This is a genomic window from Argonema galeatum A003/A1 (assembly GCF_023333595.1).
In the GTDB taxonomy this organism is placed as follows: Bacteria; Cyanobacteriota; Cyanobacteriia; order Cyanobacteriales; family Aerosakkonemataceae; genus Argonema; species Argonema galeatum.
In genome coordinates this window covers 25,586-40,880 of the sequence record NZ_JAIQZM010000016.1, presented here as the reverse complement: position 1 = coordinate 40,880, position 15,295 = coordinate 25,586, and the positions used below count along the sequence as shown (strand labels likewise).

The following is a 15,295-nucleotide window of genomic DNA, read 5'->3' as shown; positions in this document are numbered from 1 at the left end:
TCGACGCATAACGTCTTATGCTGCAACAGCGTCCCTCCATTTCCCAAATAGAACCGCCCCTTCCTGCGAAGCGGACGCTACCGACGATGTACGATCTACCTAGTGAAAATCGGGAGGAATCCGGTTTGCCTGACGAGTTTCATGGCTTGCAGTCCCAGTTGCTCGGTCGCACGCTGCGTTTGACAGATTACCGGCCCGATCGCATCTTTGTCGGCAGCGATTTGAACCTATACTACGATGTGCGTCATTCCCTGTGGTACAAGCGTCCCGACTGGTTTCTAGTCTTGGATGTACCGCGCCTGTACGAAGGCATCGACCTGCGCTCTAGTTACGTCATTTGGCAAGAAGGCGCAAATCCATTTGTAGTAGTTGAACTGCTCTCTCCGGGAACTGAAAAAGAAGATCTAGGCGAGTTTACCGAGTCGGAGGGTGCGAACACTTCCGATTTTAATGAAACTGAGGAGAGTAACGGGCAAGCAACGAGAGAAATGCCGCCCTTAAAGTGGGATGTTTACGAGCGAATTTTACGAGTGCCTTACTATGCCGTATTCAGTCGCTATACCGATCGCCTGCGTGGGTTTAAGCTTGATGGAGGACGCTACCGAGAGCAAGCTATAAATGCTGACAATCCTCAGTTTTGGATGGACGAACTAAATTTGGGATTGGGAGTCTGGCAAGGGGAATTTGAGGGCATTAGCCGCCGGTGGTTGCGCTGGTACGATGCTTCGGGAAATTGGGTGCCGACAGATGCGGAACTTGAACGGCAAAAGCGACTCGAATTAGCTGAAAAGTTAAGGTCACTCTCTCCCGAACAGCTAACAGCTTTAGGAATTAGCCTTTCTGAGTTGGAATAGGTGGGGATTAAGGTGCGATCGCTGTGTTGGTGCCATTTTAGATAAAATTAATTTTTTTGGACAATATTGCCCCTATACAGTAATGTGCTAGTAATACTTAGGGCAGTATTCCAGAAAGAGGAAAATACAATGGGCTTGTTCGATAAAATAGCTGGTGGTCGCAAGCAAACCCAAACAACGCTGGGGCCAGCGGAAGCATTTGCCGCGATCGCACTGATTGCAGTAGCCGCCGACGGTTATATGACTGATTCGGAAGCGCAAGCTATTAGCACTACTTTATCGCGAATGCAGCTGTTCAGGAGCTATCCCGCCGACGTGATGCGAAAAATGATCGATCGACTCTTGGGCATTCTCCAACGAGAAGGTATTGAGGTGCTGTTTAATGCCGCAATAACTACACTTCCAGACGAACTGAAAGAGACTTCTTTTGCTGTAGCAACTGATATCGTTTTGGCAGATGGCGAAGTCACCGAAGAGGAAGAAAAACTTTTGAACGATCTCTATCGCGCTTTGGAGATATCAGAAGAAAACGCTGTCAAGATTATAGATGTCATGTTGATAAAAAACAAAGGATAGAAGTTTATTTAGAAGATTCCTGTTCGCCGAATAAATTTGTGCGATCGAAACTACAAAATAGCTCTGGTATAAGCCCAGAGTTATTTTGTATGTGAATGCAGCATTTTTTTTCATAGTAGTTAATACCAAATCCGGGTTGATTATCCCCTTTATTCTTTAGTCTGCTAGGCAGACTTCGTTTGTGTAGCCCCACCCTTGAGGGTGAGGGTGAAAAAGAGGGTGATAGAAGCGGATTTAGTAAGCTATTACGCATCTAAATCGAATACAAAGACGGGCTTTCCTGCCCATCCTGTCAAATTAGATGCGTAGCAGCTTATCATACCTACTCTGCCTTCAAATTAGCAATCTCTTGAGCAAACCAAAGCGCAGCACTAATATTAGTTCCTTCACTCAACCGTTCCAAAGTTTGTTCAAGCAAAGTGATGGGTAAACCTGCAAGCGCTACAGATTCATTACATTCTTGATATTTGCCATTTTCCTCTAACCGAAATGCGATTACCTGTCTACCTCGAATATTAATCACCCAGTATTCTGGAATTTTCAAATCGGCATAAAGTTTTTTCTTTTCATCCAAATCAGTCGCCAGAGTTGTATCAGCAATTTCGCCCACCAAATCGGGAACTCGCCACCTATCCAAATCAATCCGACGCCGTTCCCCTGATTGCCACTGTGGAACTCCTTCGCCGATGTACAATACTAAATCTGGTGCGGCAGCTTGTATCTTTACTTTCTCAAGCAAACAACGTCCGAAAGAAGCCGCCGTTCGATCGGGAAAGTGACTGAACCAGATGAAAAATAGCGCAGTGAACAAGTCACTAACGGTAGCGTGATTAATTCCTTCTGAACCCATATCAATTAAAAGACGATCCTGATGAAAAAACAGCCTGACTCTCTCTGCGGTTTCGGCGTCACGATAGGCTAAGTAATCTTCCCAGGTAGCGGGTTTCCACTGAGAAAAAGCTGTTGTGAGGACGCTTTGGATACCTGTAGTAGTTGAGGTAGTCATAGCGAGAAAGCGGATTAAGGTTGTATAACGATTATATCAGCAATTTAGCGAGGGATAACCTGACCAAGAAATTATTTGTTTCAAGCCCCCGGATTCATCCGTAGGGTCAATCCAAAATCCTAGAATCCAAAATCCAAAATCGATTGACTTATGCCTTTCTCTTACACTCGTACAATTCGCTTTCAAGATACTGATGCAGCTGGCGTCGTCTACTTTGCCAACATCTTGGCAATCTGTCATGAAGCCTATGAAGAATCCCTGGCTAAATCTGGCACAAATCTTAAGTCATTTTTCAGTAGTTCAGCGGTTGCCATTCCCATAGTTCATGCCAGCGTAGATTTTCTTAGCCCTATGTTCTGCGGCGACAAGATAATTATCTTTATATTGCCTCAATATTTGACCAGCAATAAATTTGAAATTGTCTATAAAGTTTTTGGGACAAATCAGCAGCTACTTGCCAAAGCACTTACCAGGCACGTCTGCATCGATACAATTAGTAGAAGCCGAAAAGAATTGCCAAAAGATATTATTGATTGGTTGCAAGATTGGAGTGATGCTGATGCCACAACATAGCAATTTGTTGGATTTTTTCGCCGTTAACCTTACCTTGAGCGTTGCGGGGTAATTTTTCAACAGAAACCCAATATTTAGGACGCTTGAATTTACTTAATTTATCATCTAATGCGGTTTTTAGCGTATCGATATTAACTTCGGGATTGATGGGAACATAAACAGCAGTCACCGCTTGACCCCAATGTCGATCGGGTAAACCAATGACGCAGACATCGCTAACCAAGTTAGTCGATCGAATCGCTGCTTCTACTTCAAATGGGAAGACATTTTCGCCGCCAGTGATGATTTTATTGCTGCTGCGACCGACAATGTTTAAATAACCGCGATCGTCAAAAAATCCCAAGTCATCCGGTTGAAAGATGATCTTTTTTAGATAATGATTTTCCACTGACAAAGGACTGCTGACAAATAACGAATCGGGATAATAACCAAGTGCTAAAGAATCAGCTTGGATGGTAACGATGCCTGTCTCGTTCGCACCTAATATCTTCCCATCTGGAGTGCAAATCATTACTTTTGCATGGGGTAAAACCTGTCCGCAACTATTATTTCCTTTGAGAAAATCTTCCGGTTTAAGAGTGACAATCTGCGAAGCAGTTTCTGTCATACCGTAGGTGAGTGCTAAGGGAATGCGGTGGTGTTTCGCCTGTTCGAGAAGTTCGTGCCAAGCTGGCGCACCTCCTAAGAGAACTGTCTGAAAACGGGACAACCATGCTGGGGAATGATGCAACAGACGTTCGAGTTGGGTTGGCACTAGAGATATGAAAAAATCTGCTGTTTCGATATGGCATTTTTGAACATTTTCTAGGGCTTTAAATGGTAGAATTGCCAGTTTTCCTCCCGTGATAAACGATCGCATAAATTGCATCAAACCGCTGACATGATACAGGGGTAAGACGCAAAAGGAATTTACTCGATCTAGATGGAAATATTGGGTAAATCCTTGCACTGATGCTGTCAATGTTGCCCAAGTATGAATGGTAAAGCGAATTTGCCCTGACGACCCGCCAGTGGGAACCATAATTCGATTTTGGATTTTGGATTTTGGATTTTGGATTGGGCAATTTCCTTCTTGTTTATTGCTGATTGCCTCTTGTCCCCAAATAATGTCTGGTTGGACTAAATCGAAGACTTGTTGCCATTCGGCTTTTACCCAATCGGGATTGCAGAGAAATACTGGACAATCGGCGGCAGTTGCAGCGATAAAACCAGCTAAAAATCGTACAGGATTGCGATCGGCTATGATAATTTTTGGTGATGTTTGACGGTGAGATAGTTGGATTAATTCTAAATATAATTGTTCGGCAAGTTGGGTAAATTGACGGCTGTCGTAACCAATTAGCCAATCATCGGGCAGGCGAGACGCCCACCCCACAAGATCGAGATCTGGAAGATTAACTAAGGGTTGTTCCATAGATGTTCAAGCGAGGTTTCGTCATCTTCATTAAACCAGTGGTTGACGCCAAAACCAACTGCACGATTATGGCGGGAAAGTTCAGCTGCGAGGTTGAGTGCAGCTTGTCTGCCAATGGTTGTTTCAAAAACAGATGAAAAGACGGCATCGATGTCATGCTGCTGGCAAAACTGACGCAGAAGTTTAGGGGAACCTACTATGCAGGGTTTTATTACAAAAATACTCCGCCAACCTAGTTGGTAACAGGTTTGCAGTTGGTTAATAGTAGCAACGGATTCATCTAATGCCAGGGGAGTAGAGTATCGGTTAGTTAAATCAAGCATGGCATCAAATTGTTCGATAGGTAGGGGTTGTTCTAGAAATTCTATCTTCGCTATATCGCAAACTCCCAGCCACTCATTTGCTTCTTTCCAGTTTAACCCAGCATTAGCATCCAATCGCAGTTTTGCCTCAGTTGGTAGTGCCTCAATTAGCCGATCGAAAATGTTCAGTTCTTCTTTAATTGGTGCAACTCCGATTTTCCATTTAAAAGTATAAGTTCCTTGCTTCCAAAGCACTTGCAATCGCTCTAAAGCAGCTTTTCCCGCAGGTAATAAACCACTGTAGGCGATTTGGGATTTTAGATTTGGGATTGGGGATTTTAAATTGCCACCTAATCCTTCCCAAGCAGATTCAAAACCAAATTGACAGCAGGGCAGATTATCTGGAATAGAGAAAATTGTCTCGCTTTTAATGGCATTTGGCAGTTGGCGACAAAAATCTAACGCTGACTCGATAGTTTCCGAACCAAACCAGGGGAGAGGGGCAATTTCACCCCAGCCAATATGCCCGGTTTCATCGGTGAGGCGGATGATAATACCTTCGCGGATCTCCCAAACGCCGTGACTGGTTTGCAATGGCTGTGTAAACCGACGCTGGTAGGAACGAAATTCAAATTTGTAGTGAATCATGCGTGTCATTAATTAAGCTTATTAACTATAGGACTTACGCTTTTCTCCCCCCTAGCCCCCCAAAGAAAGGGGGGAACAGGATTCTTCTCCCCCCTTTCTTTGGGGGGCTAGGGGGGCAAAACCTTGGTTTTTGCGTAAGTCCTGAACTAATTACAAAATTCTTTCAGATGCCTAACCCATAAATTCATGTCCTCAAAATGAATATTATGACCGCAATTTTTAATTATTTTCATGTTTCCTACTTGACAAGCATTAAGCATTTCCTCATTTATAGCTTTAAATTTTTTATCATATTCACCTACTAGCAAAAGTAAAGGAATTTTATTACGCTCAAGCTTATGTTGTAAATAAGTCTGGTCACCTGTTCCCATTTGTCGGAGAGATTTAGCTAATTCTAAAGGAGTATTATCTAATCGGCTCTCTAACAACTCCTCAAATTTAGGATGTTTTTTTAAACTCTTGAAAATTGGTTGATTATACCACTTTAATAAAAAAGCGTTAAAATCCCCTGTTTCCAGTTCTTTAGCTAATTGTGAATCTTTTTGGATACGTGATAATTTTTCCGCAACAGTCTTTAAACCTGGAGAGGCAGATTCCAAAACTACTTTAGCAAAGCGATCGGGAAAATGAAGAGTAAGATATAACGCCAATCTACCCCCCATAGAATAGCCAACTAAGAAGCATTTTTCTGTTATATTTAACCGATCTAGCAAAGCGATCGATGCTTGGGCTGTGTTTGGCATTGTATAGCAATGGTCGCCACCGAACACTTGAGTTTTTCCATGTCCGGGAAGATCGATAGCCAGACAATAAAATCGGTCAGCCAGTAATGTTATTGCATTATTAAAGTCATTGCTGCTGCCCATAAATCCATGCAAAAAGAGAATAGGCTGGTTGTTTTTCCTACCTGTCAAAGAATAGTTAAATTGATAATCATCAAATTTTAGCATCTACATCTGCTCTAGTAATAAAACAATTTGATATTCATTTATTAGACCTCTGGCAAAAGTTATCGGAACCCCACCCCCTAACCCCCTCCCCGCAACGGAGAGGGGGTAAATTCTCGCTGCCCGTTAACGGGGAGGGTTAGGGTGGGGTTTTTAGACACTAAGTACGAACCCTAATCCTAATAGCAATCCGCTGCAAAAATGCAGGGCTACGGCGATGAATTTACAATTGCTGACTTTTTCCGGTTGGTTATGATATCGGTGAACGTGCCGCAATAATTTGATAGCAAAGGGTAAACTAGCAAAGGTTAGCAACGTCCAGAGTGGGAAAATGTGCAATACGACAAATAGCAGAGTGAGGGCGTAAATGCTGCTGCCAAACCAAAATAACACTTGGGAACCCCTAGCGGTGCCGAGTCGGACTATGGGCGATCGCTTTCCTGCCGCTAAATCATCCTCAACTTGATGAAAATGCGAGCAAAATAAAATTATACTGGTGGCGATTCCTACGATAATAGAGGCTGCAAGGTTCATTGTTGACCAGGTTTGGGTTTGGCTGTAGTAAGCCGCCGAGCCGCCCAATGGCCCAAAGGTAATCAAGCAAATAATTTCTCCCAAACCCTGGTAGCCTAAGCGAAAGGGCGGCCCCTGGTAAGTGTAGCCCATAGCACAGCAGAGGAGTACCAGTCCGATGACTGTGAGGTCTTGCTGAAGCCATACGATCGCCAATACCCCCAGAATACCTAAAGCTAAAAACAGATTCGCCAGCCAGAAAATTAAAGGTTTATTTCCTGTTAAATTAACAAGCGAATGCGCTTTGTTTTTATCAATTCCCGTTTCCGAGTCAAACACATCGTTGCTGAGGTTTAGCCATGCAATAATCAAAATGGCTGAGATTAGAAATGTAGAAAATATTGCTCCATTAATGGTTTTTGTTTCAGCGAAAGCCACCGCAGTTCCCACCCAAATTGGAATTATGGCAACAGTGTACATAGGTGGTTTAAGTGCTGCTAGCCACAACTTACTGTTTGAAGGGGCAATAGATTGTGTAGTCATCAGGGAGTATCAATTTAATTTTGGTAATTTAATAATTTTATGATGCTCTGGTAGCGATGGTAAACTCAATCTGGACGACGCGCCGCCAAATCTTTGCCCTGGAGGTTACCACGCAGGCATGACAAACTCGACTTGACCCGTTGGCAGAACCTTTGCCAGTTCATTTGGGACGGTTTTTCGCCTCCCAGAAGCGCCAGCACGCCAGCACAAGGGGGCTGTTTGGGGATCGGGGAGTCTAGCCTGATACAAGACAACGCCAGAAGTGGTTAGATGGAGTGGGAGTGTCCTAACTCCATCTAACCACGCTCATAATCGAAAATTTGGCAAGCAAAAGTTAAAAAAATTTGCTATGTTCGCTTCCATGCCAGTGACATATCGTGCTAATCTGTTTCAGGATCGCAAGGAACTGCATCAGTTTCTTTTAGCTTGTAAACAAACGTTAATCGAAGAAGGACAGAAAAAAGTTGTCAGTATTTCTATAGAAAGTAAACCCCTCGATCCCCTAGCTGTACTGGATAAGATTGCCGAACCGGAACAGCTGCATTTTTACGTGGAAAAGGCTAACCAAGGGGAAGCGATCGTAGCGATCGATACAGCAGCTAAATTCAAATTTGAAGGAGTGCAGCGCTTTGACCAAGCACAAAAATTTATTGATTCATGCCTTGCTAACACAATTGCGACTGGCGCGTTAGACTTACCATTTTCCGGCCCTCACTTTTTCTGTACCTTCACATTTTTTGATGAAAATTTGAATGGAGACTCTCCTTTTCCGGCGGCAACGGTTTTTTTACCTAGCTGGCAGGTGTCATCTAAAAAAGATTGCTGTGTTATAGTAGTTAATATTGTCATCGATTGGCATATAAATATATCAACTGTAGTTGATAATATTTTGCGTAAACTAGATAAAATTAGAGCTTCAGGAAATCAGAATTTTAAATATAATTTAATCGAGCGCAAACATAAATTTCAACCACAAGATGTCACAGATAAAAAACATTTTCAAGCATCAGTATTATCTGCTCTGGAAGCAATTAGAGCGGATCGCATTAGCAAGATTGTCCTAGCCCACGCAATTGAAGTCAACTCGCCACAACCTTTTCATCGAGTTGATTCGTTGAATAATTTGCGAAGAATGTATCCTGATTGCTACGTTTTTTCCACCAGTAATGGCAAAGGTCAAAATTTTATTGGTGCCAGCCCAGAGCGTTTAATTCGGATTCGCGATCGCGAGTTAGAAACCGATGCTTTGGCAGGGTCAGCACCGCGAGGCAAAACAGCAACCGAAGATGCCTATTTTGCCGAACGGTTACTGAGGAGCGAAAAGGAGCGGCGGGAGCATCGGGTTGTAATTGATTTCATTGTCCAGCGCTTAGCCAGCCTCGATTTGACACCCCAGCGACTGCCTGGGCCTAGTCTTTTAAAACTGTCAAATATTCAGCATTTATGGACACCAATTCGCGGTAAAATTCCTCTTGGCGTGCATCCATTAGAGATTTTGGCAGAACTCCATCCCACCCCGGCTGTTGCAGGCGATCCCAGAGATGTTGCGCTGAGGCAAATTCGCCGCTATGAAGCCTTCGATCGCTCTGTTTATGCCGCCCCGTTGGGTTGGATAGACCATCGGGGTAACAGCGAGTTTGTCGTGGGCATCCGCTCAGCACTGATAGATAGCGATCGCGCTAGACTATACGCCGGTGCCGGTATCGTTGCTGGGTCCGATCCAGACAAAGAACTCGCGGAAATTCAACTGAAACTTCAAGCCCTGCTAAAAGCATTAGTTTGATAGTCATTAGTCGTTAGTCATTAGTCATTAGTGACCCAATTCCCAATTCCCAATTCCCAATGCCCATTGATTTTCGTAACACTAATTCTGTTTGGGCTTCCATCCTGACGGAAACCTTAAAACGACTCGGATTAACTACAGCAGTAATCTGTCCTGGGTCGCGTTCTACTTCTCTTGCAGTTGCTTTTGCCCAACAAGATGGAGTAGAAGCAATACCAGTTTTGGATGAGCGATCGGCTGCTTTTTTTGGGTTGGGAATTGCCAAAAAATCAGGGTTGCCCGTAGCGCTGGTTTGCACTTCTGGAACCGCTGGGGCAAACTTTTATCCAGCTATAATTGAAGCCAGAGAAAGTCGAGTACCGCTTTTAGTTTTAACAGCCGATCGGCCCCCAGAATTGCGAGATTGTCATTCTGGACAGACGATCGATCAGGTGAAATTATATGGCAATTATCCCAACTGGCAAACAGAATTAGCCGTGCCATCTTTGGAAATGGGAATGTTGAGTTATCTGCGGCAGACGGTAATTCATGCCTGGGAACGCACCCTCTTTCCCGTTCCTGGCCCAGTTCATCTTAACATCCCCTTTCGCGACCCCCTCGCCCCCATACCCGACGCAGCAGCTAAAGAATTGCGATCGCAATTTCAGCCAGAAGATTTCTTTGCGTTCCTAGACAAAACCCAGAAAACCTCCCCCTCCTACTCCCCCTTTTCCTCCCCCTCTCCGTCAACGGAGAGGGGGTTGGGGGGTGAGGTTTCCGATCGCGGAATTATCATTGCGGGAACTGCAAATCCGCAATTTCCCAAAGAATATTGTAGAGCGATATCACAACTTTCCCAAACATTAAAATGGCCTGTATTAGCTGACGGACTATCCCCATTAAGAAATCATGCCGAATTAAATCCTTACTTAATTTCCACCTACGATCTCATCTTACGAAATCAGCAACTAGCACAACAGCTAACACCCAAAATCGTCATTCAGATCGGAGACTTACCCACCAGCAAAGAACTGCGAACCTGGCTAGAATTCACCCAAACGCGCCGATGGGTAATTGACCCCAGCTATCACAATTTAGATTCACTACATGGCCAAACAACCCACCTGCGACTATCAGTAGAACAGCTAGCACAAATATGTCCATTTGAACCAAATATTATCAGTAAATATCTTCAAATATGGGGTAACGCCGAAGTAACAGTTAGACAACGCATCGACGAAACAATGACAACGACCGACACCATATTTGAAGGCAAAGCAGCTTGGTTACTCTCCCAGACTTTACCAACAGAAACGCCAATCTTTATTGCCAACAGTATGCCAGTGCGAGATGTAGAATTTTTCTGGACACCAAACAACTCTGGAATTCAACCTTTTTTCAACCGTGGTGCTAATGGCATTGATGGCACTTTATCAACCGCTTTAGGCATAGCCCATCGCAACCAAAGCAGCGTAATGTTGACGGGAGATTTAGCATTATTGCACGACATCAACGGCTTTTTATTGAGAAATAAATTTAGAGGACATCTGACAATTGTTTTAATTAATAACAATGGTGGCGGGATATTTGAAATGTTGCCCATTGCCAAGTTTGAACCGCCCTTTGAGGAATTTTTTGCGACACCGCAGGATATTGATTTTTCTCATATCTGTGCTACTTACGGTGTGGAATATGAATTAATTACTTCTTGGGAACAATTTAAGCAACGATTGAATCCACTGCCTGAAAAAGGAATTCGGGTATTAGAATTGAGGACAAATCGGAAAGCAGATGCTAGGTGGCGGCTGGATAATTTAGGTAAATTTTCAGATGGGATCGGGTAGCCTTATTTGTGAAAACAGATAAAATATATATTGTTTGACCCGACGAGTCTCTTTTGATAAGGAAAGCCTTAACTAACAAACCAATTTTCAATCCTTAAACTATCAAAATCCCGAAAATCAGATATATTGTTAGTCACTAAAACTAAATTATTACAGTAAGCAATAGTCGCAATCTGTCCATCTGCAAACGCAGGAGTTTTACCAATCTTAGATAACCTAGCCCTTTCCTGTGCGTGCCATTGCGCCGCCTTTAAATCATAATCAAGAATCGGTAAATTTAAAACTGATTCATGGATATAGTTCCAAAAAGTTTCTCGTCTTCTAGATTCTGGCAAACGCCAACAACCATATAAAAGCTCATGGACAACAACACTAGCAACAGAAATTTCTGATTTATGAACATTCAGCTTTTCCAGAACTCTAGCATTAGGAATAGGTCGCGTCGGCTCTGACAGTGTGTTTGTATCTAATAGGTATAGACTCATAGATTAACTTCCCGTCCTACACTCCGATCTCTTAAATCAGAGAAATCATCGTCATTAAAAATGATGCCTTCATCTTCAATGGTTTTTCTGAATTTTTGTAGCCCCTCCCAAAAAGCAGTCCCTCTAGCGTCTTCATGTTTTTTACGGAGAAACTCAAATAATTGTTCCCGATCTTCTACAGGCAAAACCTCGATATGATTCATAATTTCTTGTAAAGTCATCATACAACCTCCTATAGCTCTTCTTAGTGTGCTAAGTTAACTTAAATGTTTCTTATTTCCCCAACAGCATTACCAAACCAGTGCCACTGAAGTATAAAGCAACCACCGCTCCTCCCAAAAGAGTTTGTGTCAAAGGGTCAGTAGAAGGTGTGAGAACCGCTCCCAAAATTGCCGCACCCAGTAAAACGAAGCGCCAACCAGAAAGCATTTGTTTGGAAGATACAATTCCTAAAAAACCCAGTAGAACTTGAATGATGGGAATTTGAAATGCTAATCCGGTACTGAATAAAAGCAATAAAACAAATTCAAAATATCGATCGATCGACCACAACTGCTCTACAACACCTTCCCCATAACTAATAAAGAAATTGAGGGCGGCTGGAATCAAAGCTAAATAGGCAAAAACCAGTCCAGTCACAAATAGAAAACTAGACCCGAAAACCACTGGCCCCAACAAACGGCGTTCCCGGCGAGTTAATCCGGGTAAAACAAACATCATAATCTGGTAGAGAATAAAGGGACTGACTACCACCAAGCCACTATATCCGGCGACTTTAATAGAGACAAAAAAGAACTCTCCAGGAGCCAGCTGGAGAAACTTGACTCCCTGGGCTGGGACTTCGAGCAATTTCACGATCGGCTTGACAAAAAAGAAGCAACCTGCTATGCCAACTGCCCCCGCAATCAAGGAGTAAAAAATTCGCCACCGCAATTCTTCCAAGTGGTCGAACAGGGACATCTCGACTTCACCAGGCAGGTCATCGAGAAATTCGTCTTCTGTATTGCCGTTGCTATTTCCAGCATCTGCTAAAGATGGCTCGGTAGTGTTTTCTAGTTCCGAGGGAGGCGTCATGGGTCAATTTCAGTCCAATTTGTTAACTATTGTATCTGCCTTTAGGAGCCGCAGTGCGAAAGACCGAGCAATGTGCGATCGCTCGTCAGGATCTGGGGCATCTGCCTTACCCTTCTTCCCCTTCTTCCCCTAGCCCTAGCCCTCTTAGCCCCTAGCCCCCTGACCCCTAAGACCCTATTTTCTTTTTTTCTTTTGAATGAGTGAATGAGTGAATGAGTGACTTTTCTAGCCCCTAGCCCTGTACCGACTTAATATTTCGGACATTTGGGGATTGTATAGCCGCAGGTAGTTCCAGTAGTTTTCAAAGACGTGCTTGATATAGCCTTGGGTTTCTACAAAGGGAACGGCTTCCACGAATTCGTCGGGATCGCTTAAGCCAATGTCTTTAATCCATTTCGACACATTTCCAGGCCCAGCATTGTAGCTGGCGACAGCAAACATAGAGTTATTGCTGTATGTCTCGTGGGTGTGATCCAGATACCAAGTGCCAAATTTAATGTTGTCGTTGGGATTATCCAGAGCATAACTTTTGGTGTTGATTGCTTGAGCTATCCAGGCCCCTGTAGCGGGCATCACCTGCATTAAGCCCATAGCACCGGCGGAGGAACGAATACCAGGTTCAAAGCGGGATTCTTGTCGCATGAGGGCAGTTACTAGCAAGGGATTAAGCTTGCGTTCTTGCGACCAATTTTCGATGTATTCCAGAAATGGAAATGGATAGAGGGCGTGCCAATAAGCCGATTCTTGCTTGAGAGCGGATATTTGCGATCGCTCTTCTGGTGTATCCCGCCACCAGCCCAGACTCTCCACCTTAGTAATTCCCTTAATATTTTGCCCTACGCCCAGGCGCAGAACGCCATCGGTGAACTGTTGGGCTACCGTTGGCTGTATGCGATCGCGAAATTCCGCTTGCCAAAGCGTCCAAGCATCGTCGTTTTGACCGAGTTGATATAATTCCTTAACAGCTTCAGAACCAGCTGGCAAAAGCGATCGCTCAAAGGGACGCACCACTTGCGGTGTCATGTCGCGCACGGTGTTGAAAGTTCCCACATCCAAACCGAGTATCCCAGCCGATCGCCACGCATAGTACGATTCTGGATAGTTGCTCAGCACATACTCAAAAGAAGCTTTGCCATCCTTTTGATGCCCCAGCCGAGTAGCCCATTTACCAACCCAAAAGGCAGCTTTGGGAGCCAACTCGCTGTCGGTATTGTTCTTGGTAATCGGCTGAGCCCATTGCCAAGCTCCCAAAAAATCGCCCGCTTTGGCTCTACCTTGAGCTTTACTCCACCGATATTCTCCCACAGCTTCGGAATCTGCATATTTACTCAGGGCTAATTGACGCGCTTGGGAGGCTGACTTGGTACTGTTGGTGGCGTCGAGGATTTTGGCTTTGGCTAAAAGTGCCTCGCCTGCTTTTTCTGGAAATTTGTTAATTGCCATTTCCAGATAAGGTAGGGCTTGTTGCGACGGAACTAACTGAGCCAAGCGGATCAAACCCAAGCCAGTATCCTTGGCGTTGGGAAACTCGCGCAGCAACTGCTGATAAGCTGCGATCGCTTCTGCTCTTTTACCCCTCAATTGCCGTCCCCTACCAGCGCGGTAGAGATTTAGGGGTGTGCGGGTAGCTTTGGCATAAGCTTGTCCCGCTTTGTCATAATCAAACCGATCCCAGTAAATGTAAGCAATTGCTTCCCAGTCTTCCGGTTTTAGCTGTGCTGCATACTTGTTTTGCAGTGCTTCCAACACCGTGTTAATTTGCTTGCTGTCGGTGTCGTGATTTAGTAATAGCAGTAGCAAAGACAGTTGATTGGGATTTTGCTTCAGACGAGTCCAGGCAATTTCAATACTGCGGGGATGGCTGGGGAAAGAAGCGATCGCTTGATCGTAAAGTTTAGGATCGTTGCGTCCCAAGGCAAACAGCGCCTCAGCCGCCACGGAATTTTCCCCATAGCGTTCCAACAATTCTTGCCAAGCAGCATTAGCTTTAGCTTTATCGCCGCTAACTTCGTAAGCTTGGGCGCGTTTGAGGGCGACTTGTGGCGCTAAGACTTGATAATCTTGTTCTAATCCTTCCAACCAAGTCAGCGCTTTTTTGCCCTGTTTTTGTTGAATTAGGTCATCAGCCAGCAGAAAACGGGCGCGATTGCGATCGAGGGATTTTGAGCCAGAGGCGATCGCTTCCAGCTGGCTAGCCCGCTGACTCGCTGAAAGTGCCACCAGCGGCAGTACGGTGGACTTGGGCTGCCCTTTTGACTGGGAGCTTATCTGCCCCCCCAACTGACCCCCAACTGACCAACCCTGCCCCAGGTTGCTCCATCTCATTACTAACAGGGTAGTTCCAATCAACAGAGCCGATAGCCCTGCACCAACAGCCAGAGGAATTGGGTTTCTCAGTCGCCTTAGCATTATTTTTCACCGCCCAACGATTACAGCAGCTTGTTCTGATTTCGCAGGCGCTATAGCAATATGCCTGCGAAAATACGACATCTTTTAAGTTTGCCTTTTGCTTGCTCGTCGTCACAACTTTTAATCCGCTTTGAGTTTAAAATAATCTATCTAAGTGCATATCAGATAGACTCGATGTATCTGCCCCTGGGAGGATGTTAATTAATTACGCGGTTTGGTGAAAAGTTGTAACTACTGCCATTAAAAAAACACAAGATGGGAATTAGTTTACCTCATCTTGACTAAGAATTTAGGATGATAAGATTTTAGATTTTGGATTGTGCGGTGATATGTAGTTGGTTGGCA

The 15,295-nt window shown here is 44.3% G+C and carries 14 protein-coding genes; 5 read left to right on the top strand and 9 right to left on the bottom strand.

The window, feature by feature from the left end:
* Nucleotides 1-17 precede the first annotated feature (17 nt).
* Together LAY41_RS17560 and LAY41_RS17555 are read left to right on the top strand one after the other, a co-directional pair.
* On the top strand, nt 18-854 hold the full coding sequence (locus tag LAY41_RS17560) for a Uma2 family endonuclease (protein ID WP_249100672.1): 837 nt from the start codon (nt 18-20) through the stop codon (nt 852-854).
* Between the two features lie 129 nt (nt 855-983).
* A complete protein-coding gene (locus LAY41_RS17555) occupies nt 984-1,430 on the top strand; it encodes a tellurite resistance TerB family protein (RefSeq protein ID WP_249100670.1) in 447 nt (148 codons plus the stop codon).
* Nucleotides 1,431-1,752: 322 nt separating this feature from the next.
* Here LAY41_RS17555 and LAY41_RS17550 read toward each other — a convergent pair whose 3' ends face one another.
* On the bottom strand, nt 1,753-2,436 hold the full coding sequence (locus LAY41_RS17550) for a Uma2 family endonuclease (protein WP_249100666.1): 684 nt from the start codon (nt 2,434-2,436) through the stop codon (nt 1,753-1,755).
* 150 nt (nt 2,437-2,586) lie between these two features.
* Between LAY41_RS17550 and LAY41_RS17545 the strand changes: the two genes are divergently transcribed.
* On the top strand, nt 2,587-3,009 hold the full coding sequence (locus LAY41_RS17545) for an acyl-CoA thioesterase (RefSeq protein WP_249100663.1): 423 nt from the start codon (nt 2,587-2,589) through the stop codon (nt 3,007-3,009).
* Here the strand turns inward: LAY41_RS17545 and LAY41_RS17540 are convergent.
* The 4 genes from LAY41_RS17540 to menA all read right to left on the bottom strand — a co-directional run bounded on the left by LAY41_RS17540 (nt 2,963) and on the right by menA (nt 7,376).
* On the bottom strand, nt 2,963-4,423 hold the full coding sequence (locus tag LAY41_RS17540; protein WP_249100660.1) for a 2-succinylbenzoate--CoA ligase: 1,461 nt from the start codon (nt 4,421-4,423) through the stop codon (nt 2,963-2,965). The genes LAY41_RS17545 and LAY41_RS17540 overlap by 47 nt on opposite strands.
* Nucleotides 4,408-5,382 carry an o-succinylbenzoate synthase gene (locus LAY41_RS17535; protein WP_476726985.1) on the bottom strand — a complete coding sequence of 325 codons (975 nt, stop codon included), beginning with the start codon at nt 5,380-5,382 and terminating at the stop codon, nt 4,408-4,410. Before LAY41_RS17535 ends, LAY41_RS17540 begins: the two co-directional genes overlap by 16 nt.
* A gap of 137 nt (nt 5,383-5,519) precedes the next feature.
* Entirely contained in the window at nt 5,520-6,323 is an 804-nt protein-coding gene (gene menH / locus LAY41_RS17530; protein ID WP_249100658.1) for a 2-succinyl-6-hydroxy-2,4-cyclohexadiene-1-carboxylate synthase, read from the bottom strand.
* Nucleotides 6,324-6,473: 150 nt separating this feature from the next.
* The gene (gene menA, locus LAY41_RS17525) at nt 6,474-7,376 is read right to left on the bottom strand and encodes a 2-carboxy-1,4-naphthoquinone phytyltransferase (protein ID WP_249100655.1); all 903 of its coding nucleotides are present in this window, start codon (nt 7,374-7,376) and stop codon (nt 6,474-6,476) included.
* 349 nt (nt 7,377-7,725) lie between these two features.
* Between menA and LAY41_RS17520 the strand changes: the two genes are divergently transcribed.
* Both LAY41_RS17520 and menD read left to right on the top strand, forming a co-directional pair.
* On the top strand, nt 7,726-9,159 hold the full coding sequence (locus LAY41_RS17520) for an isochorismate synthase (protein WP_249100653.1): 1,434 nt from the start codon (nt 7,726-7,728) through the stop codon (nt 9,157-9,159).
* Nucleotides 9,160-9,218: 59 nt separating this feature from the next.
* Nucleotides 9,219-10,982 (top strand): 2-succinyl-5-enolpyruvyl-6-hydroxy-3-cyclohexene-1-carboxylic-acid synthase, encoded by a 1,764-nt coding sequence (gene menD, locus LAY41_RS17515; protein WP_249100650.1) that lies wholly within the window; start codon nt 9,219-9,221, stop codon nt 10,980-10,982.
* Nucleotides 10,983-11,050: 68 nt separating this feature from the next.
* Here the strand turns inward: menD and LAY41_RS17510 are convergent, their stop codons facing one another.
* The 4 genes from LAY41_RS17510 to LAY41_RS17495 form a co-directional block, all read right to left on the bottom strand.
* Complete coding sequence (locus tag LAY41_RS17510) at nt 11,051-11,467, bottom strand: type II toxin-antitoxin system VapC family toxin (protein ID WP_249100647.1); 417 nt, start codon at nt 11,465-11,467, stop codon at nt 11,051-11,053.
* A complete protein-coding gene (locus LAY41_RS17505) occupies nt 11,464-11,691 on the bottom strand; it encodes a hypothetical protein (protein WP_249064458.1) in 228 nt (75 codons plus the stop codon). The genes LAY41_RS17510 and LAY41_RS17505 overlap by 4 nt, the downstream gene beginning before the upstream one ends.
* Before the next feature lie 49 nt (nt 11,692-11,740).
* Nucleotides 11,741-12,541, bottom strand: coding sequence for a twin-arginine translocase subunit TatC (gene tatC, locus LAY41_RS17500; protein ID WP_249100644.1), 801 nt, complete (start codon nt 12,539-12,541; stop codon nt 11,741-11,743).
* Between the two features lie 225 nt (nt 12,542-12,766).
* A complete protein-coding gene (locus tag LAY41_RS17495; RefSeq protein ID WP_249100641.1) occupies nt 12,767-14,950 on the bottom strand; it encodes a lytic transglycosylase domain-containing protein in 2,184 nt (727 codons plus the stop codon).
* Between the last annotated feature and the right edge of the window lie 345 nt (nt 14,951-15,295).